The organism is Pseudomonas sp. efr-133-TYG-5, assembly GCF_030209175.1.
Lineage (GTDB): Bacteria > Pseudomonadota > Gammaproteobacteria > Pseudomonadales > Pseudomonadaceae > Aquipseudomonas.
On record NZ_JARVSM010000003.1, the window covers coordinates 12,037 to 37,154 of the forward strand.

At 63.4% G+C, this 25,118-nt stretch carries 20 protein-coding genes and 1 pseudogene; 7 read left to right on the plus strand and 14 right to left on the minus strand.

All coding sequences use genetic code 11. From position 1 onward, the window contains the following. Positions 1–99: 99 nt before the first annotated feature. From QRN70_RS13890 to leuC, 6 genes are all read right to left on the minus strand, one after another. Entirely contained in the window at positions 100–1,110 is a 1,011-nt protein-coding gene (locus QRN70_RS13890; RefSeq protein ID WP_285418572.1) for an aspartate-semialdehyde dehydrogenase, read from the minus strand. Between the two features lie 247 nt (positions 1,111–1,357). After that, on the minus strand, positions 1,358–2,470 hold the full coding sequence (asd, locus tag QRN70_RS13895) for an aspartate-semialdehyde dehydrogenase (RefSeq protein ID WP_003226428.1): 1,113 nt from the start codon (positions 2,468–2,470) through the stop codon (positions 1,358–1,360). A 66-nt stretch (positions 2,471–2,536) separates the two neighbouring features. Further along, positions 2,537–3,619, minus strand: a complete 1,083-nt coding sequence (gene leuB, locus QRN70_RS13900; RefSeq protein ID WP_285418573.1) for a 3-isopropylmalate dehydrogenase — start codon at positions 3,617–3,619, stop codon at positions 2,537–2,539. Between the two features lie 54 nt (positions 3,620–3,673). After that, positions 3,674–4,441 carry a class I SAM-dependent methyltransferase gene (locus tag QRN70_RS13905; RefSeq protein ID WP_285418574.1) on the minus strand — a complete coding sequence of 256 codons (768 nt, stop codon included), beginning with the start codon at positions 4,439–4,441 and terminating at the stop codon, positions 3,674–3,676. A gap of 144 nt (positions 4,442–4,585) precedes the next feature. Further along, the gene (gene leuD, locus QRN70_RS13910) at positions 4,586–5,230 is read right to left on the minus strand and encodes a 3-isopropylmalate dehydratase small subunit (RefSeq protein WP_285418575.1); all 645 of its coding nucleotides are present in this window, start codon (positions 5,228–5,230) and stop codon (positions 4,586–4,588) included. Between the two features lie 11 nt (positions 5,231–5,241). Beyond that, positions 5,242–6,660, minus strand: coding sequence for a 3-isopropylmalate dehydratase large subunit (gene leuC / locus QRN70_RS13915; protein WP_285418576.1), 1,419 nt, complete (start codon positions 6,658–6,660; stop codon positions 5,242–5,244). A 148-nt stretch (positions 6,661–6,808) separates the two neighbouring features. Here leuC and QRN70_RS13920 point away from each other — a divergent pair, with 148 nt between their 5' ends. The 3 genes from QRN70_RS13920 (at position 6,809) to QRN70_RS13930 (ending at position 12,846) form a co-directional block, all read left to right on the plus strand. Beyond that, positions 6,809–7,699, plus strand: coding sequence for a LysR family transcriptional regulator (locus QRN70_RS13920; RefSeq protein WP_285418577.1), 891 nt, complete (start codon positions 6,809–6,811; stop codon positions 7,697–7,699). A gap of 68 nt (positions 7,700–7,767) precedes the next feature. Continuing rightward, positions 7,768–11,046 carry a PAS domain S-box protein gene (locus QRN70_RS13925; RefSeq protein WP_285418578.1) on the plus strand — a complete coding sequence of 1,093 codons (3,279 nt, stop codon included), beginning with the start codon at positions 7,768–7,770 and terminating at the stop codon, positions 11,044–11,046. 108 nt (positions 11,047–11,154) lie between these two features. Beyond that, a complete protein-coding gene (locus QRN70_RS13930) occupies positions 11,155–12,846 on the plus strand; it encodes a molecular chaperone HscC (protein ID WP_285418579.1) in 1,692 nt (563 codons plus the stop codon). On the opposite strand, the gene QRN70_RS13935 is transcribed toward QRN70_RS13930, so the two are convergent. From QRN70_RS13935 to QRN70_RS13955, 5 genes are all read right to left on the minus strand, one after another. Further along, positions 12,843–15,530, minus strand: a complete 2,688-nt coding sequence (locus QRN70_RS13935; protein WP_285418580.1) for a DUF805 domain-containing protein — start codon at positions 15,528–15,530, stop codon at positions 12,843–12,845. The genes QRN70_RS13930 and QRN70_RS13935 overlap by 4 nt on opposite strands. Next, on the minus strand, positions 15,527–16,225 hold the full coding sequence (locus QRN70_RS13940; protein WP_285418581.1) for a DUF1266 domain-containing protein: 699 nt from the start codon (positions 16,223–16,225) through the stop codon (positions 15,527–15,529). The genes QRN70_RS13935 and QRN70_RS13940 overlap by 4 nt, the downstream gene beginning before the upstream one ends. Positions 16,226–16,394: 169 nt before the next feature. Further along, a complete protein-coding gene (locus tag QRN70_RS13945; RefSeq protein WP_285418582.1) occupies positions 16,395–16,625 on the minus strand; it encodes a hypothetical protein in 231 nt (76 codons plus the stop codon). A gap of 111 nt (positions 16,626–16,736) precedes the next feature. Continuing rightward, positions 16,737–17,405 (minus strand): hypothetical protein, encoded by a 669-nt coding sequence (locus QRN70_RS13950; RefSeq protein ID WP_285418583.1) that lies wholly within the window; start codon positions 17,403–17,405, stop codon positions 16,737–16,739. Further along, entirely contained in the window at positions 17,405–18,121 is a 717-nt protein-coding gene (locus QRN70_RS13955) for a FadR/GntR family transcriptional regulator (protein ID WP_285418584.1), read from the minus strand. The genes QRN70_RS13950 and QRN70_RS13955 overlap by 1 nt, the downstream gene beginning before the upstream one ends. 355 nt (positions 18,122–18,476) lie before the next feature. On the opposite strand from QRN70_RS13955, the gene QRN70_RS13960 reads away from it, so the two are divergent. Further along, positions 18,477–19,823: an MFS transporter gene (locus QRN70_RS13960; RefSeq protein WP_285418585.1), complete on the plus strand. Its 1,347-nt coding sequence runs from the start codon at positions 18,477–18,479 to the stop codon at positions 19,821–19,823. 24 nt (positions 19,824–19,847) lie between these two features. Continuing rightward, positions 19,848–21,191, plus strand: a complete 1,344-nt coding sequence (gene gudD, locus QRN70_RS13965) for a glucarate dehydratase (protein WP_285418586.1) — start codon at positions 19,848–19,850, stop codon at positions 21,189–21,191. Positions 21,192–21,225: 34 nt separating this feature from the next. Here gudD and QRN70_RS13970 read toward each other — a convergent pair. Beyond that, positions 21,226–22,115, minus strand: a pseudogene (locus tag QRN70_RS13970) (LysR family transcriptional regulator); the annotation flags it as partial. 160 nt (positions 22,116–22,275) lie between these two features. Here QRN70_RS13970 and ampC point away from each other — a divergent pair. Next, entirely contained in the window at positions 22,276–23,442 is a 1,167-nt protein-coding gene (gene ampC / locus QRN70_RS13975) for a class C beta-lactamase (RefSeq protein WP_285418588.1), read from the plus strand. A gap of 100 nt (positions 23,443–23,542) precedes the next feature. Here ampC and QRN70_RS13980 read toward each other — a convergent pair whose 3' ends face one another. Then, positions 23,543–24,106 (minus strand): DUF4174 domain-containing protein, encoded by a 564-nt coding sequence (locus QRN70_RS13980; RefSeq protein WP_285418589.1) that lies wholly within the window; start codon positions 24,104–24,106, stop codon positions 23,543–23,545. A gap of 207 nt (positions 24,107–24,313) precedes the next feature. Here QRN70_RS13980 and QRN70_RS13985 point away from each other — a divergent pair, with 207 nt between their 5' ends. Next, the gene (locus QRN70_RS13985) at positions 24,314–24,778 is read left to right on the plus strand and encodes a GNAT family N-acetyltransferase (protein ID WP_285418590.1); all 465 of its coding nucleotides are present in this window, start codon (positions 24,314–24,316) and stop codon (positions 24,776–24,778) included. Positions 24,779–24,785: 7 nt separating this feature from the next. On the opposite strand, the gene QRN70_RS13990 is transcribed toward QRN70_RS13985, so the two are convergent. Next, the gene (locus QRN70_RS13990) at positions 24,786–25,112 is read right to left on the minus strand and encodes a hypothetical protein (protein WP_285418591.1); all 327 of its coding nucleotides are present in this window, start codon (positions 25,110–25,112) and stop codon (positions 24,786–24,788) included. Positions 25,113–25,118: the final 6 nt, after the last annotated feature.

The window sequence follows — 25,118 nt, forward strand, 5'->3', positions numbered from 1 at the left end:
GATGCCCCGGAAAGTCCCGGAGGGTGACACATTGCCGACCGCTCCGGCCAAGCATAGCGCCCGGCTAGAATCAGTCGACAAATTGTTGCCAAGTATCTTTTACAGCAGGTCTTTTATCAACAACTCGGCCACTTGCACGGCGTTGAGCGCCGCGCCCTTGCGTACGTTATCTGACGTCAGCCACAGATTTAGTTCCGCCGGCTCATCGACCCCGCCCCGCACCCGCCCGACATAGACTACGTCCTGCCCCACCGCGTCACCGACCGCCGTCGGATAATCGCCGGCTTCGACCAGCTCGATGCCCGGCGCGTCTTCAAGGGCGGCGTTGACCTTGGCCAGGTCGATCGCGTGCGCTGACTGCAGGGTCACGCTAAAGCTATCGCCAAAAAACACCGGGGCTTGAACGCAAGTTGCGGAAATCTTTAATAAAGGCCGGTTCAGCACCTGGCGCAACTCGCGTATCAGGCGTTTTTCCAGCAGCGTGTGCCCCTGGGCATCCGGGGTGCCGACCTGGGCCAGCAGGTTGAAGGCCATCTGCCGGTCGAAAAAGGTCGGCTCCAGCGGCCGCATGTTCAGCAGCTCGGCGGTCTGCCGGGCCAGCTCGGTGACCGCCTCGCGGCCCTGGGCGGATACGGCCAGATTAGCGGTGACATGCACGTATTGCAGATCGATCAGCTCGAGCAACGGCGCCAGCACCACGGCCAGCGTGGTCGCCGACGGGCTCGGACTGCTGACCTGGAACGGCGCTTTCAGGCCTGCCAGCAGCGGCGCGTTGGCTTCCGGCACCACCTGCGGTGCCTGGTCTGCCGGCAAGGCGCCAGACAGATCGATCAGCGAGCAACCGGCGGCAGTGGCCCGAGCGGCATAGCTCAGGGTGACGGCTGCGCCGGCGGCAAAGAACACCAGTTTGACCTGGCTGAAATCGAACTGATCGACTTCGCGCACACGCACGTTTTTGTTGCGAAACAACACCGAACTGCCGGCGGACTCACTGCTCGCCAACAGGTGCAGGTGGCCGATCGGGAAATCGCGTTCTTCAAGAATCTGCACGAGGGTTTCGCCGACAGTACCGGTGGCGCCGATCACGGCAATATCAAGGGGCTGGCTCATGGTGCGACCTCTGGTGGAACGGGGGAGCGGCACTTTACCGGGTGAGTCGCACCCAGGCAATTTCTGCCGGGATTTGTAGCGCCTGTACCGGCTCCTTCGCGAGCAAGCTCGCCCGCACAGGGGAATGCATTTCCAATGTGGGAGCGAGCTTGCTCGCGAAGGGGCCAGACCCGGCAACCGAGAACCATCAGGTATAAAAAAACCCGCACCTCTCTCAAGGCGCGGGTTCTTTCATTGCATCAAACGATCAACGCTCGAGCAGGATCCGCAGCATACGGCGCAGCGGTTCGGCCGCGCCCCACAGCAGCTGGTCGCCGACGGTGAAGGCGCCGACGAACTGCGAGCCCATGTTCAGCTTGCGCAGACGACCGACCGGAACATTCAGGGTGCCGGTGACCTTGGTCGGGCTCAGCTCCTGCATGCTGATGTCGCGGTTGTTCGGCACCAGCTTGACCCACGGGTTGTGCTGGCTGATCAGCCCTTCGATGTCGGCGATCGGCACGTCTTTGTTGAGCTTGATGGTCAGCGCCTGGCTGTGGCAACGCATGGCGCCGATGCGCACGCAGATGCCGTCGACCGGGATCGGGCTCTTGAAGCGGCCGAGGATCTTGTTGGTCTCGGCCTGAGCTTTCCACTCTTCGCGGCTCTGGCCGTTCGGCAATTCCTTGTCGATCCACGGGATCAGGCTGCCGGCCAGCGGCACGCCGAAGTTCTCGGTCGGGTAGGCGTCGCTGCGCATGGCTTCGGCCACGCGACGGTCGATGTCGAGGATTGCGCTGGCCGGATCGGCCAGTTGATCGGCGACCGCGGCGTGGGTCGCGCCCATCTGCTTGATCAGTTCACGCATGTTCTGCGCACCGGCACCGGACGCCGCCTGATAGGTCATGGCGCTCATCCACTCGACCAGACCGGCCTCGAACAGACCGCCCAGGCCCATCAGCATCAGGCTGACGGTGCAGTTGCCGCCGATGTAGTTCTTGGTGCCCGCGTCCAGTTGCTGGTCGATGACCTTGCGGTTGACCGGGTCGAGAATGATCACCGCGTCATCGTTCATGCGCAGGCTGGAAGCCGCGTCGATCCAGTAACCCTGCCAGCCGGCTTCGCGCAGCTTGGGGAACACTTCGCTGGTGTAGTCGCCGCCCTGGCAGGTCAGGATCACGTCGAGGGTCTTCAGCTCTTCAATGCTGTAAGCGTCCTTGAGCGGAGCAATGTCCTTGCCCACGGACGGGCCTTGGCCACCGACATTGGAAGTGGTGAAAAACACCGGCTCGATAAGATCGAAATCCTGCTCTTCCAGCATCCGCTGCATGAGCACGGAACCGACCATGCCGCGCCAACCGATCAGACCTACACGTTTCATCGCAACTACACCTTCTTGAAAAGTGGGCCGCTGCTTTGTCTTGAATTTCGCAGCGGGCCCGAGAGATTACAGATTCCGCAGCGCGGCGACTACTGCATCGCCCATTTCCTGCGTACCGACTTTAGTGCAACCGGCCGAATAGATGTCACCGGTGCGCAGGCCCTGATCCAGAACCACGCTGACGGCTTTCTCGATGGCATCGGCGGCGTCCTGCAGATTGAAGCTGTAACGCAGCATCATCGACACCGACAGAATGGTCGCCAGCGGGTTGGCGATGCCTTTGCCGGCGATGTCCGGCGCCGAACCGTGGCAAGGCTCGTACATGCCCTTGTTGTTGGCGTCCAGCGAGGCCGACGGCAGCATGCCGATGGAACCGGTGAGCATCGACGCTTCGTCGGACAGGATGTCGCCGAACATGTTGTCGGTGACGATCACGTCGAACTGCTTCGGTGCACGCACCAGCTGCATGGCGGCGTTGTCGACGTACATATGGCTCAGCTCGACGTCCGGGTAGTCCTTGGCGACCTGCTCGACCACTTCACGCCACAACTGGCTGGAAGCCAGCACGTTGGCCTTGTCCACCGAGCACAGCTTCTTGCCACGCACGCGGGCCATGTCGAAACCGACACGGGCGATGCGCCGGATTTCGCTTTCGCTGTACGGCAGGGTGTCGTAGGACTGCCGCTCGCCGTTTTCCAGGGTGCGGGTGCCGCGTGGCGCGCCGAAGTAGATGCCGCCGGTCAGCTCACGGACGATGAGGATGTCCAGGCCGGCGACGATTTCCGGTTTCAGGCTGGAGGCGTCGGCCAGTTGCGGGTAGAGGATCGCCGGCCGCAGGTTACCGAACAGGCCCAGTTGTGCACGGATCTTCAACAGACCGCGCTCAGGGCGGATATCGCGCTCGATGGTGTCCCATTTCGGCCCGCCCACGGCGCCCAGCAGCACCGCGTCGGCGGCACGGGCGCGGTCGAGGGTTTCGTCGGCCAGCGGCACGCCGTGCTTGTCGATGGCGGCGCCACCGATCACGTCATGGCTCAGCTCGAAGCCCAGGCTGTACTTGTCGTTGGCCAGCTCCAGGACCTTGACCGCTTCGGCCATGATTTCCGGACCAATACCGTCGCCTGGGAGAATCAGAATCTGCTTGCTCATGCTTTCCTCGTGTCTTCAATCGGTGCGTCACTCAGGGCGCGCCCGGAAAAATTCTTATCGCTCAGCCATCAATACGATTACATCTGTACTGAACGAACCATCGGCCTCAATCTGAAAATATTCGCGCACTTCGTTGCCCATCGATTGCTGCAACTGGCGGATCGCGGCGCGCATCACCTCGGGTGTGCGCATGCGCTCGACCCAGCTGCTGTACTCCAGACGCAGGCGCTGACGCGCGGTGCTGCGGGTGTGCAGACCGGCCTCGCTGATCTGGCGCAGCCACTCACTGGCCGAATAATCGCGCACATGACTGGTGTCGCGCAGCACTTCGACGCTTTGCAGGTACGTATCGAACAGCGGACTGCCCGGCGACATCACGTCGATGAACGCCGCCACGCCGCCCGGTTTCAGCACCCGACGTACTTCGCGCAGGGCCACACCGAGGTCGCTCCAATGGTGCGCCGAATAGCGGCTGAAGACGAAGTCGAATTCGCCATCGGCAAACGGCAGGCGCTCGGCGGCGCCGTTGACCGTCGTGATATTGGCAAAACCGCGATCGACGGCAGCGGCGGCGACCACGTCGAGCATCTGCTGCGACAGGTCGTAGGCCACCACTTCTTTCACCAACTGGGCAACGTGAAAACTCACGTGTCCGGCGCCGCAACCCAGATCCAGCACCCGCGCCTCGCCCTGCCCGGCCAGCTCGGCTTGCAGCAGCGCGAATTCGGTACCCTGCGCGTGAACGGCGCTGCTCAGGTAGGCAGCGGCCTGTTCACCGAACTGCTTCTGGACAACCTGAGTGTGCTGGGCGGTGCTGGTCATGGGTACGTCCTTTTCTGGGTCAAGTCTTACGTTGCCTTTGCCGGCCTCATCGCTGGCAAGCCAGCTCCCACAGTCATTGCAGCGTGCACAAGACTTGTGGGAGCGGGCTTGCCCGCGATGGGGCCAGCCCTGACTACAGCAATCTCACGCGTCGCGGAACAACCACGGCTGGCTCGCGCGATGGCTGGCCTCGAACGCGGCAATCGCGTCGCCGTCCTGCAAGGTCAGGCCGATATCGTCCAGGCCATTCAACAGGCAATGCTTGCGGAACGCGTCGATTTCGAAGTGGTACACCTTGCCGTTCGGGCTGGTGACGGTCTGCTCGTGCAGATCGATCTGCAACTGGTAGCCCGGCTCGGCCTCGACCTGCTTGAACAGCTCGTCGACTTCGGCATCGCTCAAGATGATCGGCAGCAAGCCGTTCTTGAAGCTGTTGTTGAAGAAGATGTCGGCGTAGCTCGGCGCGATAATGCTGCGGAAACCGTATTCTTCCAGGGCCCACGGCGCGTGCTCACGGCTGGAGCCGCAACCGAAGTTCTCGCGGGCGAGCAGAACGCTGGCGCCCTGATAACGCTCGGCGTTGAGCACGAAGTCCTTGTTCAGCGGACGCTTGGAGTTGTCCTGATACGGCTGCCCCACGTCGAGGTAGCGCCATTCGTCGAACAGGTTCGGGCCGAAGCCGGTGCGCTTGATCGACTTGAGAAATTGTTTCGGGATGATCTGGTCGGTGTCGACGTTGGCACGATCCAAAGGCGCGACAAGTCCAGTGTGCTGGGTAAAAGCTTTCATGCTGCGCTCCTTTAAATCAATTCACGGACGTCGATGAAACGACCGTTCACCGCCGCTGCAGCGGCCATGGCCGGGCTCACCAGGTGGGTACGGCCACCGGCACCCTGACGGCCTTCGAAGTTACGGTTGGACGTCGAGGCGCAATGCTCGCCGGACTCCAGACGGTCCGGGTTCATCGCCAGGCACATCGAGCAGCCCGGCTCACGCCATTCGAAACCGGCTTCGAGGAAAATCTTGTCCAGCCCTTCGGCTTCGGCTTGCGCCTTGACCAGCCCGGAACCCGGCACCACGATCGCCTGCTTGATGGTCGACGCAACCTTGCGGCCCTTGGCAATCTCGGCCGCTGCGCGCAGGTCTTCGATCCGCGAGTTGGTGCAGGAACCGATGAACACGCGGTCGAGCTGGATGTCGGTGATCGCCTGGTTGGCGGTCAAACCCATGTATTTCAAGGCACGGACGATCGAGTCGCGCTTGACCAGGTCCATTTCCTTGGCCGGATCCGGCACGTTCTGGTCAACCGCCAGGACCATTTCCGGGGAAGTGCCCCAGCTGACCTGCGGCTTGATCTGCGCGGCGTCGAGTTCGACCACGGTGTCGAATTCGGCGTCGGCGTCGGACACCAGGTCTTTCCAGGATTGCACCGCCAGGTCCCACTGCGCGGCGGTCGGGGCGAACGGGCGCCCCTTGACGTAATCGACGGTCTTCTGGTCAGCGGCCACCAGGCCCACACGGGCGCCGGCTTCGATGGACATGTTGCAGATGGTCATGCGGCCTTCGATGGACAGGTCGCGAATGGCGCTGCCGGCGAATTCGATGGCATGGCCGTTGCCGCCGGCGGTGCCGATCTTGCCGATCACCGCGAGGACGATGTCCTTGGCGGTCACGCCGACCGGCAACTGGCCTTCGACGCGCACCAGCATGTTTTTCATTTTCTTGGCGACCAGGCACTGAGTGGCGAGCACGTGCTCGACCTCGGAAGTGCCGATGCCGTGGGCCAATGCGCCAAAGGCGCCGTGGGTCGAGGTGTGCGAGTCGCCGCAGACCACGGTCATGCCCGGCAGGGTCGCGCCCTGCTCCGGGCTGATGACGTGGACGATGCCCTGACGCACGTCGTTCATCTTGAATTCGACAATGCCGTATTCGTCGCAGTTGTCATCGAGGGTCTGTACCTGCAGACGCGAGACCTGGTCGGCAATCGCTGCGATGCCGCCCTTGCGCTCCGGGGTGGTCGGCACGTTGTGGTCCGGGGTGGCGATGTTGGCATCGATGCGCCAAGGCTTGCGCCCGGCCAGACGCAGGCCTTCGAAGGCTTGCGGCGAGGTCACTTCGTGGATGATGTGACGATCGATGTAGATCAGCGCCGAGCCATCGTCGCGCTGCTTGACCAAATGCGAATCCCAGAGCTTGTCGTAGAGCGTTTTGCCGGCCATCAGACGGTTCCTCATCAGCTTGTTTCTATGCCCTGGGTTTTTGAGACATTCAATAACCCTTTGGCTTGTGAGGTCGATCCTATGGGGTTAGATTAAATAACTCAAATTCATATTTTTTATGCTTTGGATAACCAACTGGAATACAAACATGGACCTGGCCAACCTCAACGCTTTTATCGCGATTGCCGAGACCGGCAGCTTCTCCGGCGCCGGTGAACGCCTGCACTTGACGCAACCGGCCATCAGCAAGCGCATTGCCGGCCTGGAGCAGCAATTGAAGGTGCGCCTGTTTGATCGGCTGGGCCGCGAAGTGGGCCTGACCGAGGCCGGCCGCGCCCTGCTGCCGCGGGCCTACCAGATTCTCAACGTGCTGGACGACACCCGGCGCGCCCTGACCAACCTCACCGGCGAAGTCAGCGGGCGCCTGACCCTGGCCACCAGCCACCACATCGGCCTGCACCGCTTGCCGCCCTTGTTAAGGGAGTTCACCCGCCGCTATCCACAGGTTGCGCTGGATATTCAGTTCCTCGATTCGGAAGTGGCCTACGAGGAAATACTCCACGGCCGCGCCGAGCTGGCGGTCATCACCCTGGCGCCGGAGCCCCACACGCTGGTCAAGGCCACGCCGGTGTGGGACGACCCGCTGGATTTCGTTGTCGCCCCCGAGCATTCGTTGCTCACCAACGGCGCGGTCAACCTGGCGGACATTGCCGGTCATCCGGCGGTTTTCCCCGGCGGAAACACCTTCACCCACCATATTGTCCAACGTCTGTTCGAAGCCCAGGGCCTGACGCCGAACATCGCGATGAGCACCAACTACCTGGAAACCATCAAGATGATGGTGTCCATCGGCCTGGCGTGGAGCGTGCTGCCGCGCACCATGCTCGATGAACAGGTGGCGCGCATCCCTTTGCCGGGCATACAGCTCAGTCGCCAGCTAGGCTATATCCTGCACACCGAACGGACGCTGTCGAACGCGGCACGGGCCTTCATGGCCCTGCTGGATGCACAAATCGATCTGCCAGGGACTCACGGCTAACTTGTGCTACTCCTATAGAGCTGCCATCCCTGTGCCTAACGCCAAATTCAGCTCAAGGCCCGTTATCCATGCCGAAATCTGTTGACCGTATTCCGCCGATGCCGCGTATTCAGGCCATTGATCCCCGGCGTTCCGAGCAGAGCTGGGAGAGTGCGCCGCAATTGCTCGCTGCGCTCAACGGCGCTCGGCTTGGCGCCTGGTACTGGGACATCGAGCGCGGGCAGATCAGCTGGTCACGGGGCACGCAGGCCTTGTTCGGCTTCGATCCGCGCCAGCCGCTGCCCGCCGATCTGGAATACCTCGACCTGCTGCCGCCCGAAGACCGGGCGAAAACCGTGCGCGCCTTCCACGCGGTGATTGCCGGTGCCCCGCTGGAACAGGCGATGCACCACCGCATCCGCTGGCCCGACGGCAGCCTGCACTGGCTGGAAATCAACGGCAGCCTGCTCCCGGACAAGAACGGCCGCCCCCGAATGATCGGGGTGATTCGCGAAATCACCCACCAGCGCCAGCGTGAACAGGCCCTCAGCAGCTCGGAGAAACGTTTCGCCACATTGTTTCATCTGTGCCCGAACATGGTCCTGCTGACCCGCCAGGAAGACGGCCTGATTACCGAGGCCAACCAGTATTTCGAAAGCCTGTTCGGCTGGCCGGTGCAAAACGCCATCGGTCGCACCACCCTCGAACTGGGCCTGTGGGTGCACCCCGAGCAACGCGCCGAACTGGTCAGGAAGACCAAGGCCAAGGGCGAACTGATCAGCATGGAAGTGCAGTTCCGCGCCAGCAACGGGCAGATCCACGATGGCATCCTCAGTGCGCAGAAGGTCGAACTCGAAGGCCAGCCATACCTGCTCAGCACGTTTCTCGACACCACCGAGCGCAAAGCCGCCGAACACGCCCTCAAGGACAGCCAGGAACGCCTCGACCTGGCGCTGGATTCGGCCCAGCTCGGCACCTGGGACTGGCACATTCCCAGCGGCATGCTCTACGGCTCGGCACGGGCCGCGCAACTGCACGGCCTGGAGCCGAAACCGTTCCATGAATCGTTCGACGAGTTTTTCGAAGGCGTGCCCGGCGAAGAGCGCGACAGCATGCGCGATGCCTACCGCAGCCTGCGCGAAGGCCCGGCGGGCAACTATCAACTGACCTACCGCGTGCAGCTGTCGGACGGCAGCTCGCGCTACCTGGAAAGCCGCGCCCGCCTCTATCGCGACGACAACGGCGCGCCGCTGCGCATGGCCGGCACGTTGCTCGACATCACCGACCAGGTCGAGCGCGAACAGCGCCTGGTCGCCTCGGAAGAGAAATTCGCCACGCTGTTCCAGGTCAGCCCCGATCCGATCTGCGTGACCCGCCAGGACAGCGGCGAATTCATCGAGATCAACTCCAGCTTCACCCAGACCTTCGGCTGGAGCGCCGCCGACGTGATCGGCCGCACGGCCGAGGAAATCGGCCTGTGGGACGCCTCGGCGAAAAGCCTGCAACGCATCGAACGGGTGATCCGCGAACAGGGCTTGAGCAACGTTGCCATCATCGTCCAGCACAAGGACGGCCAGTCGCTGACCTGCGTGATTTCCAGCCGCCAGATCAGCGTCGGCAATCAACCGTGCATCGTCACCACCCTGCGCGACATCACCCAGCAACAGCGGTCGGAGGCGGCGCTCAAGGCCAGTGAAGAAAAGTTCGCCAAGGCGTTTCACTCCAGTCCCGACGCGATCACCATCACCGAGCGCGATACCGGCCGCTACCTGGAGGTCAACGACGGTTTCTGTCGCCTGACCGGTTATCGCGCCGATGAAGTGGTGGGCAAGACCGTGTACCAGGTCGGGATCTGGGCCGAGGAGAAACAGCGCTCGGCGCTGCTTGCCGAACTGCAGATCAAGGGCCGCGTGCATCATCAGGAAATGCTCGGGCGCAGCAAGCGCGGCGAATTGCTCACGGTGGAAGTGTCGGTCGAGCCGATCACCCTCAACGAAACCGCCTGCCTGCTGCTCACCGCTCGCGACGTCAGCCTGCTGAAGAACGCCGAGGCGCAGATCCGCCACCTGGCCTATCACGACCCGCTGACCAACCTGCCCAACCGCGCCTTGCTGATGGATCGCCTGAGCCAGCAGATCGCCCTGCTCAAGCGCCACAACCTGCGCGGCGCGCTGCTGTTTCTCGACCTCGATCACTTCAAGCACATCAATGACTCGCTCGGCCACCCGGTCGGCGACACCGTGCTGAAAATCATCACCGCGCGCCTCGAGGCCAGCGTGCGCATGGAAGACACCGTTGCGCGCCTGGGGGGTGACGAGTTCGTGGTGTTGCTCAGTGGCCTGGAAGGCACGCGCAACGAAGTCAGCGTGCAGGTGCGCGAACTCGCCGACACCATCCGCGAATTGCTCTCGGAACCGATGTTCCTCGACGGCCAGCGCCTGCAAGTGACGCCGAGCATCGGCGTGGCGCTGATTCCCGACCACGGCTCGACCCCGACCGACCTGCTCAAGCGCGCCGACATCGCCCTGTACCGGGCCAAGGATTCCGGGCGCAACACCACGCAGATGTACCACAACACCATGCAGAAAGCGGCCAGCGAACGGCTGCGCATGGAGACCGACCTGCGCCTGGCGCTGTCGCGTGGCGAATTCGACGTGCATTACCAGCCGCAGGTGGACGCCCAGGACAACCGCATCATCGGCGCCGAAGCGCTGGTGCGCTGGAACCATCCGGAACTCGGCGCGCAATCGCCCAACGAGTTCATCAAGGTGCTGGAGGACAGCGGGCTGATCCTCGAGGTCGGCACGTGGATCCTCGACGAAGCCTGCAACGCGTTCAAGGAGCTGATCGCCCAGGGCCTGGTCGATCCGCTGAATTTCAGCCTGTGCGTCAACATCAGTCCGCGGCAGTTCCGCCAGAACGACTTTGTCGAGCGCATCGAACACAGCATGCGCAGTCACGGCCTGCCCTGCTCGCTGCTGAAACTGGAAATCACCGAAGGCATCGTCATCCAGAACCTGGAAGACACCATCAGCAAAATGCGCCGCCTGAAAAAACTCGGTGTGAGTTTCGCCATGGACGACTTCGGCACCGGTTATTCATCGCTGACCTACCTCAAGCGCCTGCCGGTGGACACCCTGAAGATCGACCAGTCGTTCATCCGCGACGCCACCAGCGACCCCAACGACGCGGAAATCATCCGCGCCATCGTCGCCATGGCGCGCAGCCTTGAACTGGAGGTGATCGCCGAAGGCGTGGAGACCCCGCAGCAACTGGAATTCCTGCAGGGCCTGGGCTGCCATTTGTATCAGGGCTATCTGCACAGCCGGCCGTTGCCGCTGGAGGGCCTCAAAGGCCTGCTAGGGTGAATGCGACCGCCAGCGGTGTTCCGGCGAACGGCCAGCGGGCCAGCGATTGCCAGGGTTTGCGGCAACCTGTAGGGTCGCGTTTTTTGTCGCGTTACCACGAGATCGATCATGCAGGATGCAACCCTTCCCCGCCCGGCCCTGCTGGGCATTGACCTTGGCACCACCAACAGCCTGATCGCCGTCTGGCAGGACGGCCAGGCCCGGCTGATTCCCAATGCCCTCGGCGAGGTCCTCACCCCCTCCGTCGTCAGCCTCGATGAAGACGACAGCATTCTGGTCGGCAAGGCCGCCCGCGCCCGCTTGACCACACACCCCGCGCGCACGGCGGCGGCCTTCAAGCGCTTCATGGGCAGCGACAAGCGCGTCGAACTGGGCAGCCGTTCATTCAGCCCCGAGGAACTCTCGGCACTGGTGATCGGCGCGCTGAAACAGGACGCCGAGGCCTATCTCGGCCACGCGGTGCAGGAAGCGGTGATTTCGGTGCCGGCCTACTTCAGCGATGAACAGCGCAAACGCACCTTGTTCGCCGCGGAACTGGCCGGCCTGAGCGTGACGCGCCTGATCAACGAACCCACCGCCGCCGCCATGGCCTACGGGCTGCACGAACAGAAGTTCGAACGCACGCTGATCTTCGACCTGGGCGGCGGCACGTTCGACGTCACGGTGCTCGAATACGCGCTGCCGCTGATCGAGGTCCACGCCTCGACCGGTGACAACTTCCTCGGCGGCGAAGACTTTACCCACGCGCTGCTGCAGGCCTGTCTCAAGGACTGGCAACTGACCGCGGCGCAGATCGACGTGCAGGGCCTGGCCAGCCTCGGCGATGCCCTGGAGCAGCTCAAGTGCAAACTCGCCGAAGGCACGCAGCAGTTGAGCTGGCGCCATGGCGATCAGGCCTATGAGTGGACGCTGGACGACGCCACCGCGTTGAAGATCTGGGAACCGCTGCTCGCGCGCCTGCGCGCGCCCATCGAACAAGCGCTGCGCGATGCCCGGCTCAAGCCCCGCGATCTCGACAGCCTGGTTCTGGTCGGCGGCGCCACACGGATGCCGGTGGTGCAGCAAATGGTCGCCACGCTGTTCGGGCGCCTGCCCTATCGCCACCTCGACCCCGACACGATTGTCGCCCTCGGCGCGGCCACGCAGGCCGCCTGCAAGGCACGCGACGGCGCCATCGAAGAATTGATCCTGACGGACGTCTGTCCTTACACCCTGGGGATTTCCAGCAAGCGCGGCGACAGCATCAGCGGCGCCTTCTCGCCGATCATCGAGCGCAACACCGTGATCCCGACCTCGCGGGCACAACAGTTCTACACCACGCACCCGCAGCAGAAGGAAATTCGCATTGAGGTGTACCAGGGCGAGCGCCCCTGGGTGCGCGACAACATTTTCATCGATGCCTTCAACGTGCCGTTGAAGCCCAGCGAAGACATCCAGGCCCTGGACGTGCGCTTCAGCTACGACATCAACGGCTTGCTGGAGGTCGATGTGACCCTGCTGGCCAGCGGCGAACGCCACAGCCACAGCATCGACCGCAGCCCCACCGGGCTGGATGCGCCAGCGCGGCAAGCCAGCCACGAGCGCCTGACCACCCTGAAAATCCACCCACGCGACGCCCTGCCCAATCGCACCCTGCTCGCGCGTCTGGAACGCGCGTGGATGCAAAGCCTGGGCGACGAGCGCGCGCTGATTGCCGAGTGGCTGGATACCTTCACCCGCGTACTCGGCGGCCAGCAACCTGCGGAGATTGCCAGCCATCGAACGCAGCTCAACCAGGCCCTGGACGAAATGCGCCTCTAGCCGTTGAGCTGGCGCAACGCCGCCTGCAGACCACCGGACAAGCGCGTTTCGGCGCTGTTGTCCGGCGGCACGCCATAACGATTGGGCAGCTTGTCACCGGCCAGGCCGAACAGTATCAGCGGCAGGAACGGCAAGGCCGGCGCCAGACCGATCATGATCAGCAAGGTCGGCAGGCCGCGCCCCATGTCATGCAGGCGGCGCAGAATCGCTCCGAGCAAGAACACCAAGGCCAGCAACAGCACGGCAAATCCCGCCAGCGGCGTGCCACTGAGGAACAACGCCGTCAGTGGCGCCACCAGCAACGTGCCCAGCACCTGTTTGATAAACGCGCCTCGCTCCAGCCGCGTACCCAGGCGCCAGAACGCCAGGGCCGGCGCCGGCTGACTGTCGCCCCGGGCCAGCAGCAGGCGCTCGGACCAGGACAGCAAGGCACTCAGGGCCATACGCAGGCCGACGCTGTTAGCGGTGTCATCCTTGCCCCGCTGCAACTGGCGCAGGACACGGGTTTTCGGCACGCCGCCAGCGCCGTATTTCGTCAGTGCCTTGAGCGCATCGAGGGTTTCGTAGATCAGCAGCTTGTCCACGCCGAAATCGCTCAGCACCTTGCGCGGCGGCCAGACGGTTTCGCCCTTGATCAGCCCGTCGCGGAATCGCTCGAACCAGTCATCTTCGCAACTGACCGCCGCAATCGACTGCAACAGCGTGCGATGCTGCTCGGCATCCAGGCTCGGGTCGTGATAGAGCACGCCCCAGAACAGCATCAGCCCGAGCAGATCGTCGCCCAAAGCCTCCGGATCGCTCTCGATGCAGGTGTAGAGCTGGGCATTGGCCGGCAGCCGCGTGCTGTCGAGCGCCTGCTGCACATTGAACAGACGTTGCACCAGCAGACCATGCACCGGGTCGCTGCCCTGCAGCCAGCCGAGCAGCCCGCGGCAGTCGCCTTGCTCACGCAGCAGCCGCCGCAGCAACGGCTGCAGGCGGCTGAGTGGGTGCGACGGGTTGAATGCCAGACGTTCCACACACTGCGCATCGATCATCGCCAGCCAGCGTTCCGGCTGCTCGAGCAGCGCCAGCAGGAACACCGTATGGGCGTGCCATTGCCATAGCGCCTCACCGAGACCGGGCGGCGGCAACTGCACACCGCGGCGACTCAACTGCAACAGCACATTGAGCTCTGCAAGGTCGCTGGCGTCTTCGCGGTCATCGAGTCGGAAGGCCTCGGCAATCCGCTCCAGCGCCGCTTCACCATAGGGGCGCCAGCGGCGCAGCCAGACCCGGCAGATCTTGTGCGGCTCGCCCTGGGCCAGCGCCTCGGGCAGACGCGGCCAACCCAGGCCATCGGCGCTGAAGGCTTTCATCGCCAGCGGAATGGGCGCCCTGCGCAGCCAGTGCAAATGCTGTTCGGCCTGATACTTGAAGCCGCTCAGCACCAGGCCTTCGAGGGCATCCGCTGTCAGCGGCTCGTCGAGCAGCTGCTGCAACAGCGCCGCGTCGCCACGGTGCAAGGCCCAGGCATGGCGGTACAGAACGAGCAAGCGAGTATCGCTGTTCTCGCCCAGCAGGTGCGCCAGCAGCGGCAGTTCATCGCCGTGCATGCGCCAGTCGACAAACGCCTGCGCCACCCCGTCGAGTCTGATCCGGCCCATGCCCAGCCAACGGATCAGGGTTTCCGGACGTTGCGACGGACTGCCGTATTCCTGGCTGACATGGCCGAGGTCGGCCGACCAGTCGTGGAAATTTTCCAGCCGATCGAACGCCTGGATCAGCAGAGGCAGGAAATCCGCCTGGCGTTCTGCGCACAGCGCCAGCAGATGACTTTCGGCCTTGGGATGCCGATGCTCCTGCCACAACCGCACCCAGTACGGCAGCGCCTGATCGTCGTGGCCAAGCAACGTGTACTGACACGCCAGCACGTACAGCCAGTCGACGTCATCCGGCGCCTGGCGCTGCTGCTCGGCGCACATCTGCAACAGTCCCGGGCCGGCGATACCGGCCTGGGTGAACTGCACCAGCAAGCGCTTGAGGAACGCCTCATCGGCCGGCAACGGCAGGCACGTGTGCTGACTGGCGAACCCTTCGAACTCGTGCAGCGGCCGCTGGGCGAAGATGAAGTCGAGGCTGCGCGCGTACCACAGGGTTTCAATCTGCGCCGGTTCCGGCCAGGCGTTCATCAGCGCGGTATCGAAGGGATCCGCGTCTTCGATGCGCTTGAGGTAGCTCTCGACATGCCGCGCCTGCTCGAAGTCCAGGTCGAGCAACTGCTGTTCCCAGCCCATGCGCGCCGCCAGCACCCGCGCGCAGCGATAGGACAGCGCCCCAGCGTTGGCCAGGCGCCAGAACAACGGCCAGCGCAGGTCATCGAGCACGCCGAGCGGCAATTGATCCAAATGGTTGACGAACACCTGCCAGGCCGCGGCATCGAAACGGCGCGCCGGGTTACTCAGCAGCGCATCGAATTCGAGGAACGTCTGCGCCGTTTCCGGCTCGTTCGGCGGCGCTTCTTCGGCGTCGTCCTCGTCGTTTTCACGGGCCAGGCGCAAGGCATTTTCGTAGGCCTGGCGCAGCGCCTGGAAGCCCTCGGGATCGCTCTCCGGGTGATGCTCCGGCAGACGCGCGCGGTAGGCATTGCGAATCAGGGTTTCATCGGTGGTGGGCTCGATGCCCAGACGTATCCAGCAACTCATGACCAGTCGAACTCCTCAAGCGACGCCGGACGTTGCGGCAGGTCGAGATCCATATGCCACGGCAGATCCGCGAGCACTTCCGGCAGGTGACGATCGAGCTCCCTGACCAGGCTCAGCGTGCCGGCGTTTTCGCCCTGGCGGTCCAGCTCGTAAGCCAGTTCGTCGTCGCTGTTGTTCTCGCAGCTCCAGAATGCGCGGCCGGCGAGAAAGCCGTTGAAATAGGCCATCCAGCTGCCGTAGTGGTACTGCGCCCTGACTGCCAGCCGACTGTGCAGCCAGTTGCTTTCGTCCTGGTTGATCCACTGGTTGCGTACAGCGCAGCGCAACAGAAAACCCATGCGCCCGTAATCCCACGACAGCACGCCACCCGGCCCGCAACCGCCATAGGTGCGACTGGCGAACTGATGGAGGATGCGTTCCCGGGGTTCGAGGGTATCGAGCAGCGCCTGCCACTCGCTCGGCAGGCAGCGCTGCCAGGCGCGATAGGCATCGTTGAGATGGATCGCATGCCCGTGGTCGGTCATGCGCTCGAGCATGCGCAGCAACTGCGGGCGGTCGTTGATCCCCCAGCTGCAATCGAGGTCGATGAACTGCGTCGAGGCATAGAACGCAGGCTCGGCGTAACCGGCCCGAGGGTTGAGCGCCACCATCGGCGCAGAAAGGCCGCACAGCCAGCGCTGTTGAATCTCGTCCATGAACAAAGGCTCCAGGCCGACCGGTGAGGAATGGGAGTCGGCAAATTGGAGCGGATTGTAGAGAAATCGCCCACAGGCGGCAAAGCGGCTGTGCAGCGTGGGTTGACCGAGACGGCGCCGGCGGCTTCAAGCACTGAAAAAAAGACCCGGCGCCATGGCCGGGTCTGATTCAGCGGCGGTCGTCCGACAGCGGCGTCGGCTCGTCGGCCGGCGGCACGTCATCGTCGGCGGCGGGATCCTTCCAGTCGTCCGGACGGTCGCCATCGCTGAGCGGATCGCGGCCCGGATGCATGCCCGGTGGCGCATCGTGATCGGTCAATGTCGGCTCATCCGTGCCGGGCATGGACCGGGTCGGGTCGGTGGGGGCGGTTCCGCCCTGGAACAGGGAATCGTTGGCCATGGCACACCTCGTTGCTGAGGGCCCGGTGAATCCGGGTCGTACAGCTTGGAAGCCGGTGCGCACGCCAGGTGCTATCGAACAGACCAACGGCCACCCGCCGCTTCCCGCGACCTAACGACGCCCGGACTGCGCCTGACTGACCACGAAGGGCACGGCGAGGAAGAACAGCGTGGTCATCAGCGATTCACCATACGACTTGGGGTAGAACAGCCAGATCGACGACGCGGCAATCGGGATGCAGAACAACAGAAACGCCGAGAGCGTGATTGCCGTCATGATCCGCTCGTTGACTTCCCGATAGGCGTCCACCAACGGCGCCACCAGCCCCGCGAGGACCTGCGCCACGAACAGCAGAGGAAAATACAGCAGCGCCGCCATCAGGAAAAAGGTCAGTTGCAGGTAGCTCTTGCCGATCGGCAGCGGCGGCAGGTACTGGCCGATCACGCGCGCATCGCTGAGCAGGATATCGCCCTGGGTAAACAGGGCCTTGAACAGCGGCGCAATGGTGATCGACAGGTACAGCACACCAAAGCTGCATAGATAAAAGATGAATTTGTAGGCGAACTGATCGGCCTTCTGCCGGTTGGCCAGCCGCCGATCCGCCGAGGCCGCTCGTACGCGCTGCGGCTGTTCGAGCCGAGACTCGTCGCCAGCGCCAGGCTCGACGCGGTGCGCGGAGGACGCCAGCCACCTGCCGCGATTGCCCCACAGCCACATGATTGCCGTGGAAATAAAGGTGGCGACGACGCCGAGGAAGATGTTCCACAGATCACTCGCCATCAGTGTCCTCCCGCCGAAAACCGGTCGCGACTGTTGGTCAGGTGCAGCCACATCGCAGCGCGGGCGGCGTCCGGGTCCTGGCGCTTGATGGCGTTGAGAATCGCCTCGTGCTCCAGATTGGCCAGTTGTCCGAGCTTGCTCAGGTCGGCAGCACCACGCTCGATGGCATTGACCCGCGTGCGCGGAATCATCGCACTGCCCAGGTGCTGCATGATTTCGCTGAAACAGACATTGCCGGTGGCCTCGGCGATCAGCAGATGAAAGCGCCGGTCGGCCTCCACGCAACTGTCGTTATTGGCCAGCAGGCTCTGATAGTCATCCAGCGCCTGGCGCATCTGCAGCAGTTGCTGCTCCGACCGCCGTTGCGCCGCCAGCGCCGCGGCCTGAGTCTCCAGGCCCATGCGCAACTCGAGAATGCTGCGCACGCCGAGCGCAGTGTCGACATTCAGCCGCAGTCCCTGCTCCGGCGCACGCTCGATGACAAACGTACCGATGCCGTGCCGCGTCTCGACCAGCCCGGAAGCCTGCAACTTGGAAATCGCCTCGCGCACCACGGTTCGGCTGACACCGTGTTCCTGCACGATGGTGTTTTCCGAAGGCAGTTTGTCACCGGGCAGCATCTGCCCGAGCAGAATGCTCTGGGTCAGCTTTTCCACCAGATCGTGGGCCAGGTTGTGCGCGCGTTTGCGTGCGGGAGCGTCGAGGTCTTCTTGCATGATCGGTTCCGGTTGGCGGTCCTGTCGATCGTAGCACTGCCGACGTGGAGCGTTGTGCTGAATGGGTCGCGCAAAACCCGTCAACTTGTATGACAACATTCAAATAAAACGCCAATTCGCCACATGCTCAAGGTGACTCATCGCCATTAGCGAAGAATACAACCAGATTATTCGCTCCTTCTCCTCCCACCTAAACCCTAGCAAATAAAGGCTTTAAAACCAAAAAGAGATAAAAAACCGTACCACTCGAACAATTTGATTGAGCCAACCGGCTTGTAGGACAAAAAATTGTAGTTGTATGATGTCTAGCAACAACGCAACAACCCGCATAAAAATAACGAGTGGGAGAAAACCAGTGAAACCATCCATCGCCGGGATGACCGAAGGCACCGATCCGGTGCTCGCTGCGGCCATCGCCAAAGTCAAACGCCACGTCCTGCCGCTGTTCGTGATCATGTTCATCGTCAATTACATTGACCGAGTGAACATCGGCTTCGTCCGTACCCATATGGAGCACGACCTCGGTATCGGTGCCGCCGCCTACGGGCTCGGCGCCGGCCTGTTCTTCATCGGTTACGCGCTGTTCGAAGTCCCCTCCAACATGTTGCTGCAGAAGGTCGGCGCGCGGATCTGGCTGACCCGCATCATGCTCACCTGGGGCCTGGTCGCGGCCGGCATGGCCTTCATCCAGAACGAAACCCACTTCTACATCCTGCGTTTCCTGCTCGGCGTCGCCGAGGCCGGGTTCTTTCCCGGGGTGATCTACTACTTCACCCGCTGGCTGCCCGGCGTCGAACGCGGCAAGGCGATCGCGATCTTCCTCAGCGGTTCGGCCGTGGCCTCGCTGATCTCCGGCCCGCTGTCGGGCCTGCTCCTGCAGATCAACGGCCTGGGCCTGCATGGCTGGCAGTGGATGTACTTCATCGAAGGGATGTTTTCGGTGGGTCTGTGCGTGTTCGTCTGGTTCTGGCTCGACGCCAAGCCCCACGACGCGAAATGGCTGAGCCGCGCCGAACAGGACGCGCTGGTCAGCGCCATCGATGACGAACAACGTGCGCGGGAAGCGGCGACGCCGATCAGGCCGTCGCTGGGCAAACTGCTCAAGGATCGGCAGATCATCCTGTTCTGCCTGATCTATTTCTTCATTCAACTGACGATCTACGCCGCGACGTTCTGGCTGCCGAGCATCATCAAGAAGATGGGTGAGATGAGCGACTTCCAGGTCGGGCTGTTCAACTCGATTCCGTGGCTGCTGTCGATTGTCGGCATGTACGCCTTCGCCTCCTTCTCGGCGAAGTGGAAGCACCAGCAGGCGTGGGTCGCCACGGCCTTGCTGATCGCTGCCGCCGGCATGTTCATGTCGACCACTGGCGGGCCGATCTTCGCCTTCGTGGCCATCTGCTTCGCCGCGCTGGGCTTCAAATCGGCGTCGTCGCTGTTCTGGCCGATTCCTCAGGCCTACCTCGATGCACGCATTGCCGCCGCCGTCATCGCCTTGATCAATTCGGTGGGCAACCTGGGCGGCTTCGTTGCGCCGACCACCTTCGGTCTGCTGGAAGAACACACCGGCTCGATCCAGGGCGGCCTGTATGGGCTGGCCGCGACCTCGATCATTGCCGCGATCATCGTCTTCGCCGCCCGTACCACGCCGAAATCCGCAGCCACCGCCAGCGTGGTCGACGCCACGCCGAAACACGCCTGAATTCCGTCAAACAGGACACTGACCATGACCGTACACGACATCGCCAAAGCCCCGCTCATCACTGACATGCAGGTCATCCCGGTAGCCGGGCACGACGGCATGCTGCTCAACCTGAGCGGCGCCCACGGGCCGTACTTCACCCGCAACATCGTTATTCTCAAGGACAACGCCGGCCACACCGGCGTCGGCGAAGTGCCCGGCGGCGAACGCATCCGCCAGACCCTGGAAGACGCACGCAGCCTGGTGGTCGGCAGCCCGATCGGCAGCTATCAGAAGATCCTCAATCAAGTGCGCCAGACCTTTGCCGACCGTGACGCCGGCGGTCGCGGCCTGCAGACGTTCGACCTGCGCATCACCATTCACGCGGTCACCGGCCTGGAAGCCGCCCTGCTCGACCTGCTCGGCCAACACCTCGACGTGCCGGTAGCGGCACTGCTCGGCGAAGGCCAGCAGCGCGACAAGGTAAAAATGCTCGGCTACCTGTTCTACGTCGGTGACCGCCGCGCCACCGACCTGGCCTACCGCAGCGAGCCGGATGCCGACAACGACTGGTTCCGCGTGCGTCACGAGCAGGCATTGAGCGCCGACGCCGTGGTCAAACTCGCCGAGGCCGCCCAGGCACGCTATGGCTTCCACGACTTCAAGCTCAAGGGCGGCGTGCTCAGCGGCGATGCGGAGATCGAAGCGGTGACGGCGCTGGCCGAACGCTTCCCCGAGGCGCGCATCACCCTCGACCCGAACGGTGCCTGGTCACTCAAGGAAGCCATCCGCCTGTGTCGCGACCAGCACCACGTGCTGGCTTACGCCGAGGACCCGTGCGGCGCGGAAAACGGCTATTCGGGCCGCGAGGTGATGGCTGAATTCCGCCGCGCCACGGGGCTCAAGACCGCCACCAACATGATCGCCACCGACTGGCGCGAAATGGGTCATGCGATCCAGTTGCAGTCCGTCGACATCCCGCTCGCCGACCCGCACTTCTGGACCATGCAGGGCTCGGTGCGTGTGGCGCAGATGTGCCACGAATGGGGGCTGACCTGGGGCTCGCATTCCAACAACCACTTCGATATTTCCCTGGCCATGTTCACCCATGTCGCCGCCGCGGCGCCGGGCGAAATCACCGCCATCGACACTCACTGGATCTGGCAGGACGGCCAGCGCCTGACCAAGGCGCCGCTGCAAATTGTCGACGGCTGCGTACAGGTGCCGGAAAAACCCGGGCTGGGCGTGGAGCTGGACATGGATCAGGTCGCCAAGGCACATGAGCTTTACAAGGGCATGGGCCTGGGCGCGCGCGATGACAGCGTGGCGATGCAGTACCTGCTGCCAGGGTGGAAATTCGATAACAAGAAGCCGTGCCTGCTGCGTTGACTCCCCGGCAGCGCCCTCTCGTGGCAGCACACGTGCTGCCACGGGTGTCTACTCCAGCGTCGCCTGTAACAACCACGCCTTGAACGCGCTCATGGCCGATGTCTGCGGGCGCGACTGCAGACGCGTCAACCAATAACTGCCCGTGGTGATTTCGATGGCGAACGGCTGGCGGATGCTGTCCGCCGCCAGTTGCCGGGCAAACATCAGCGGCGGTGCCAGCGCCACCCCGCCCCCCTGCAACGCCGCTTCCATCATCGCCAGCGACGAGTCGAAGACGATGCTCTGCGGGGGCGCAGCGTGGGTCGCCAAACCGGCGGCGTGAAACCACTCCGGCCACTCATCGGTGCGATAGGAGCGCAGCAGACGCTGTTGCAGCAGGTCTGCCGGGGTGTGCAATTGCCGGGCGATTTCCGGCACGCACAACACCGACAACGGCGCGTCGAGCAACCGCGTCGCTTCGATGCCGTGCCAGGCGCCAGCGCCAAATCGGATCGCGTAATCCAGGCCTTCGGCGGCGACGTCGACGCGATTGTTGTGGGTCGACAGTCGCAAATCTATGAGCGGATGTTTCGCCTGGAAGTCCGCCAGCCGCGGCAACAGCCAGCCCACGGCGAAGGTGCCGACCGCGCCGACCGTGAGCATTTCCCGATAGTGTCCGCCGGCAAGGCGCTCGAGCATCTGCGCGATATGATCGAACGAAGTGCTCAGCACCGGCAGCAGGGTTTCCCCTTCGCTGGTCAGCATCAGCCCGCGGGGCAGGCGTTTGAACAGGGTGACGTTGAGTTGCGCCTCGAGGCTTTTGACTTGATGGCTGACCGCCGCCTGAGTCACGCACAGTTCGACGGCGGCGCGCGTGAAGCTCAGATGCCGCGCGGAGGCTTCGAAGGCACGCAGGGCATTGAGGGGCAGTTGCGGTCGAATCATGGCCAGTCCCAAATTTTTCTAATGGCTCATCCGAGATATCGTCGTTTGTCGTTCGGCGTCGGACTGCCTAGATTTGGCGGCGCTCAACAGCAGCCCGACGGAAAAACGCTCGCAGTGTAGCGGGATAAAACCATCAACACTCATGGAGAGTGGTGCCTACATGTATTCAATCATTTCCACCAGACTCAAGTCCTACAGTGCTTTCGGACTTTTCTTCGGCGCCGCCGCCTGCCTGGCCGCGCCGCCTGCCGACGACCGCTTGCAAGCCCTGGTCGACGCGACAGTCACCCCGGTCATGCAACAACAGAAGATCCCCGGCCTTGCCGTGGCAATCACCGTCAACGGCCAGGCACATTACTTTAACTACGGCGTCGCCGCCCGGGAGAGCGGGCAGAAGGTCAGCGAAAACACCCTGTTCGAAATCGGTTCGGTGAGCAAAACCTACACCGCCACCCTCGCCGCCTATGCCCAGGCCAGCGGCAAACTGGATTTTGCCGACAAGGCCAGCCAACACTGGCCGGCGTTGCGCGGCAGTGCGTTCGACCGGATCAGCCTGTTGCAACTCGGTACCTACAGCGCCGGCGGCCTGCCCCTGCAATTCCCGACGGCCGCAGACGCTGCCGACAAGATGCTCGGCTATTACCAACACTGGCAACCGACCTATGCGCCAGGCAGTCATCGCCTGTATTCCAACCCGAGCATCGGCCTGTTTGGCTACCTGGCAGCGAAAAGCCTCGGCCAGCCATTCGACCAGGCCATGACCGCCACGCTGTTGCCGAAACTCGGGCTCCAACACACCTTCCTCGCGGTGCCCGCGTCCGAAGAGAAGCTGTATGCCCAGGGCTATGACAAACACGAGCGACCGATTCGCGTCAGCCCCGGCGCGCTGGATGCCGAAGCCTATGGGGTGAAAACCAGTGCCTCGGACCTGCTGCGGTATGTCGAAGCCAACCTCGATACAGGCAGCCTCGAAGCGCCACTGCAGAAAGCCATCGCCCTCACCCACACGGGCTACTACACCGTCGGCGACATGACCCAGGGCCTGGGTTGGGAACGCTACCCGTACCCGCTGCACGTCGAGCACTTGCTGGCCGGCAACTCGACGCCGATGGCCATGGAGCCACACAAGGTCAGCTGGCTCAACCCGCCGCAGCCGGAACCGGCGAACGTGCTGTTCAACAAGACCGGCTCCACCTCTGGCTTCGGCGCGTATGTGGCGTTCGTGCCATCCAAGAAGCTTGGCATCGTGATCCTTGCCAACCGCAATTATCCGAACGCGGAGCGAATCAGAATGGCGCACAGCATCCTCAGCAGTCTTGGCGAGTAACGGCGCACCACAATCAACCGCAAAAAAAGGGGCGACCTGGAAACAGGTCGCCCCTTGCGTAGGTCAACGTCGGGATGTGAAACCCGGCGACGCGCCTTGATCAGTCATCCGGCATTTCCGGCGGCTTGGCCGGCTTGCTCGGTTTACTGGCCTTGGCCCCCTTCGCAGGTTTTTCTGCTGCCGGTTCCGCGGCGGCCGGTGCAGCCGCTGCGGCAGCGGCTTCCTTCTCGGCCATGGGCATGGCGTCGATGGTGTCGAAGATTTTCTTCAGGTCGACCGACTTGGCCTCGTCGCCCGACGCCGAGAGTTTGGTTTCGCCGTCCTTGCCCACCAGGAACACTTTCGGGTACGCCCCGGCGCCGAGTTTCAGCGAACGCAGCAGGGCCATGGTGTCCTGCTGGCCGAGGTCTTTGCCATCGAGCTGGCCGGCCATGTTGAGGATGCTGTAGACCTTGATGTTGCGATCGGCGACGCCTTTCTTGTTGGCCGGATCGTCCAGCGATTTCTTCAGGCTCACCCATACAGGGTCAACGGTGCTGGACGCGATCACGATCACCGGGCGGGCCCGGCCAATGTCCGCTGCAAGCGGGGAATCGTTGTCGGCGGCAAACAGGGGGCCGGCAATCGCCAGCAAGGTTGTCAGGGTCAGAGACCTGATGAGCATGCGCATCTCCTTTTGATATCCACGCTCTAATGATTGCGCATCACGGCGATTGTTCCGGGACGCGCCCGGCAAATGTGTTTCGCCTTGTCCAAAGCTTAGGTCAGGCCCGACATTGCGCAACCGGGCGCACAAGCGCAAGGCGCATTTGATTACCTTTTATGAGCGCATTAGGGTGGCTGTTCGAATCACGAAAGGGAGTTCACCCGCATGCACATCGATTACTTGTGCGACCACCCCGAATTGATCGCCGAACTGGCCGCGCTCAACTTTCAGGAGTGGGGCCAGTTCCGCCCTGACGACACCCTGGAGGCGCGCACCGAACGCATGCGCGCAGCCTGCGGCAAAGGCGCGATTCCCAGCGTGGTGGTGGCGCTGGAGGACTCGCAATTGCTCGGCGGCGCCTTGCTGATCGACAGCGACATGCAACTGCGCCCGCAGCTGACACCGTGGCTGGCGGGGGTCTACGTGAAGGCCGAGCACCGCGGGCGCGGGATAGCCTCACAACTGGTCAATCGCATCGTCGCCGAAGCGGCGGCGCTGGGTGTGCAGGAGCTGTACCTGTACACCGACGCGGCCCAGTCGCTGTATGCGCGCTTGGGCTGGGAAGTGGTGGAAGAGCTGATATATGAGGACTTGCCAGTGACCGTGATGAAGCGCAGTACGCGACTCTGAGCGACTGTCAGCGCCACGCCGCGTCGAGCTCGACCCGCAGCTGTGCCGCCGCGACGGGGCGTCCGGCGAGGTTCAGCGTGCCAGCTTCGAGGTCGATGCGCAGGGTCACCGCGGGCCGATCGCCGGGGTATTGGCGCAGCACCAGGTCGATGCCGCCGGGTGTTTCCTCGGTGGTGCCCAGCAGGTCCCACAGGCTGTCGCGCAGATCCAGCAGCGTTTGCTGGTTCTGCCGGTCGACCACCTGCGGCGCATGCAGCCAGTGGCTCATGCGCATCTCGCGCGGTTCGACCGTGATCGCCAGGCGCCCATTGCAGTGCAGCGTGGTTTCGCTCATGGCCGC

Excerpts from the sequence above, each read along its gene's own strand:
- QRN70_RS13905 (WP_285418574.1), bottom strand. The coding sequence starts at position 4,441 with ATGACCAGCACCGCCCAGCACACTCAGGTTGTCCAGAAGCAGTTCGGT.
- QRN70_RS13940 (WP_285418581.1), bottom strand. The coding sequence starts at position 16,225 with ATGGACGAGATTCAACAGCGCTGGCTGTGCGGCCTTTCTGCGCCGATG.
- gudD (WP_285418586.1), top strand. The coding sequence starts at position 19,848 with ATGACCGTACACGACATCGCCAAAGCCCCGCTCATCACTGACATGCAG.
- QRN70_RS13955 (WP_285418584.1), bottom strand. The coding sequence starts at position 18,121 with ATGCAAGAAGACCTCGACGCTCCCGCACGCAAACGCGCGCACAACCTG.
- QRN70_RS13990 (WP_285418591.1), bottom strand. The coding sequence starts at position 25,112 with ATGAGCGAAACCACGCTGCACTGCAATGGGCGCCTGGCGATCACGGTC.
- asd (WP_003226428.1), bottom strand. The coding sequence starts at position 2,470 with ATGAAACGTGTAGGTCTGATCGGTTGGCGCGGCATGGTCGGTTCCGTG.
- QRN70_RS13930 (WP_285418579.1), top strand. The coding sequence starts at position 11,155 with ATGCAGGATGCAACCCTTCCCCGCCCGGCCCTGCTGGGCATTGACCTT.
- QRN70_RS13890 (WP_285418572.1), bottom strand. The coding sequence starts at position 1,110 with ATGAGCCAGCCCCTTGATATTGCCGTGATCGGCGCCACCGGTACTGTC.
- QRN70_RS13945 (WP_285418582.1), bottom strand. The coding sequence starts at position 16,625 with ATGGCCAACGATTCCCTGTTCCAGGGCGGAACCGCCCCCACCGACCCG.
- ampC (WP_285418588.1), top strand. The coding sequence starts at position 22,276 with ATGTATTCAATCATTTCCACCAGACTCAAGTCCTACAGTGCTTTCGGA.
- leuB (WP_285418573.1), bottom strand. The coding sequence starts at position 3,619 with ATGAGCAAGCAGATTCTGATTCTCCCAGGCGACGGTATTGGTCCGGAA.
- QRN70_RS13925 (WP_285418578.1), top strand. The coding sequence starts at position 7,768 with ATGCCGAAATCTGTTGACCGTATTCCGCCGATGCCGCGTATTCAGGCC.
- QRN70_RS13935 (WP_285418580.1), bottom strand. The coding sequence starts at position 15,530 with ATGAGTTGCTGGATACGTCTGGGCATCGAGCCCACCACCGATGAAACC.
- leuD (WP_285418575.1), bottom strand. The coding sequence starts at position 5,230 with ATGAAAGCTTTTACCCAGCACACTGGACTTGTCGCGCCTTTGGATCGT.
- QRN70_RS13920 (WP_285418577.1), top strand. The coding sequence starts at position 6,809 with ATGGACCTGGCCAACCTCAACGCTTTTATCGCGATTGCCGAGACCGGC.
- QRN70_RS13980 (WP_285418589.1), bottom strand. The coding sequence starts at position 24,106 with ATGCTCATCAGGTCTCTGACCCTGACAACCTTGCTGGCGATTGCCGGC.
- leuC (WP_285418576.1), bottom strand. The coding sequence starts at position 6,660 with ATGGCCGGCAAAACGCTCTACGACAAGCTCTGGGATTCGCATTTGGTC.
- QRN70_RS13950 (WP_285418583.1), bottom strand. The coding sequence starts at position 17,405 with ATGGCGAGTGATCTGTGGAACATCTTCCTCGGCGTCGTCGCCACCTTT.
- QRN70_RS13985 (WP_285418590.1), top strand. The coding sequence starts at position 24,314 with ATGCACATCGATTACTTGTGCGACCACCCCGAATTGATCGCCGAACTG.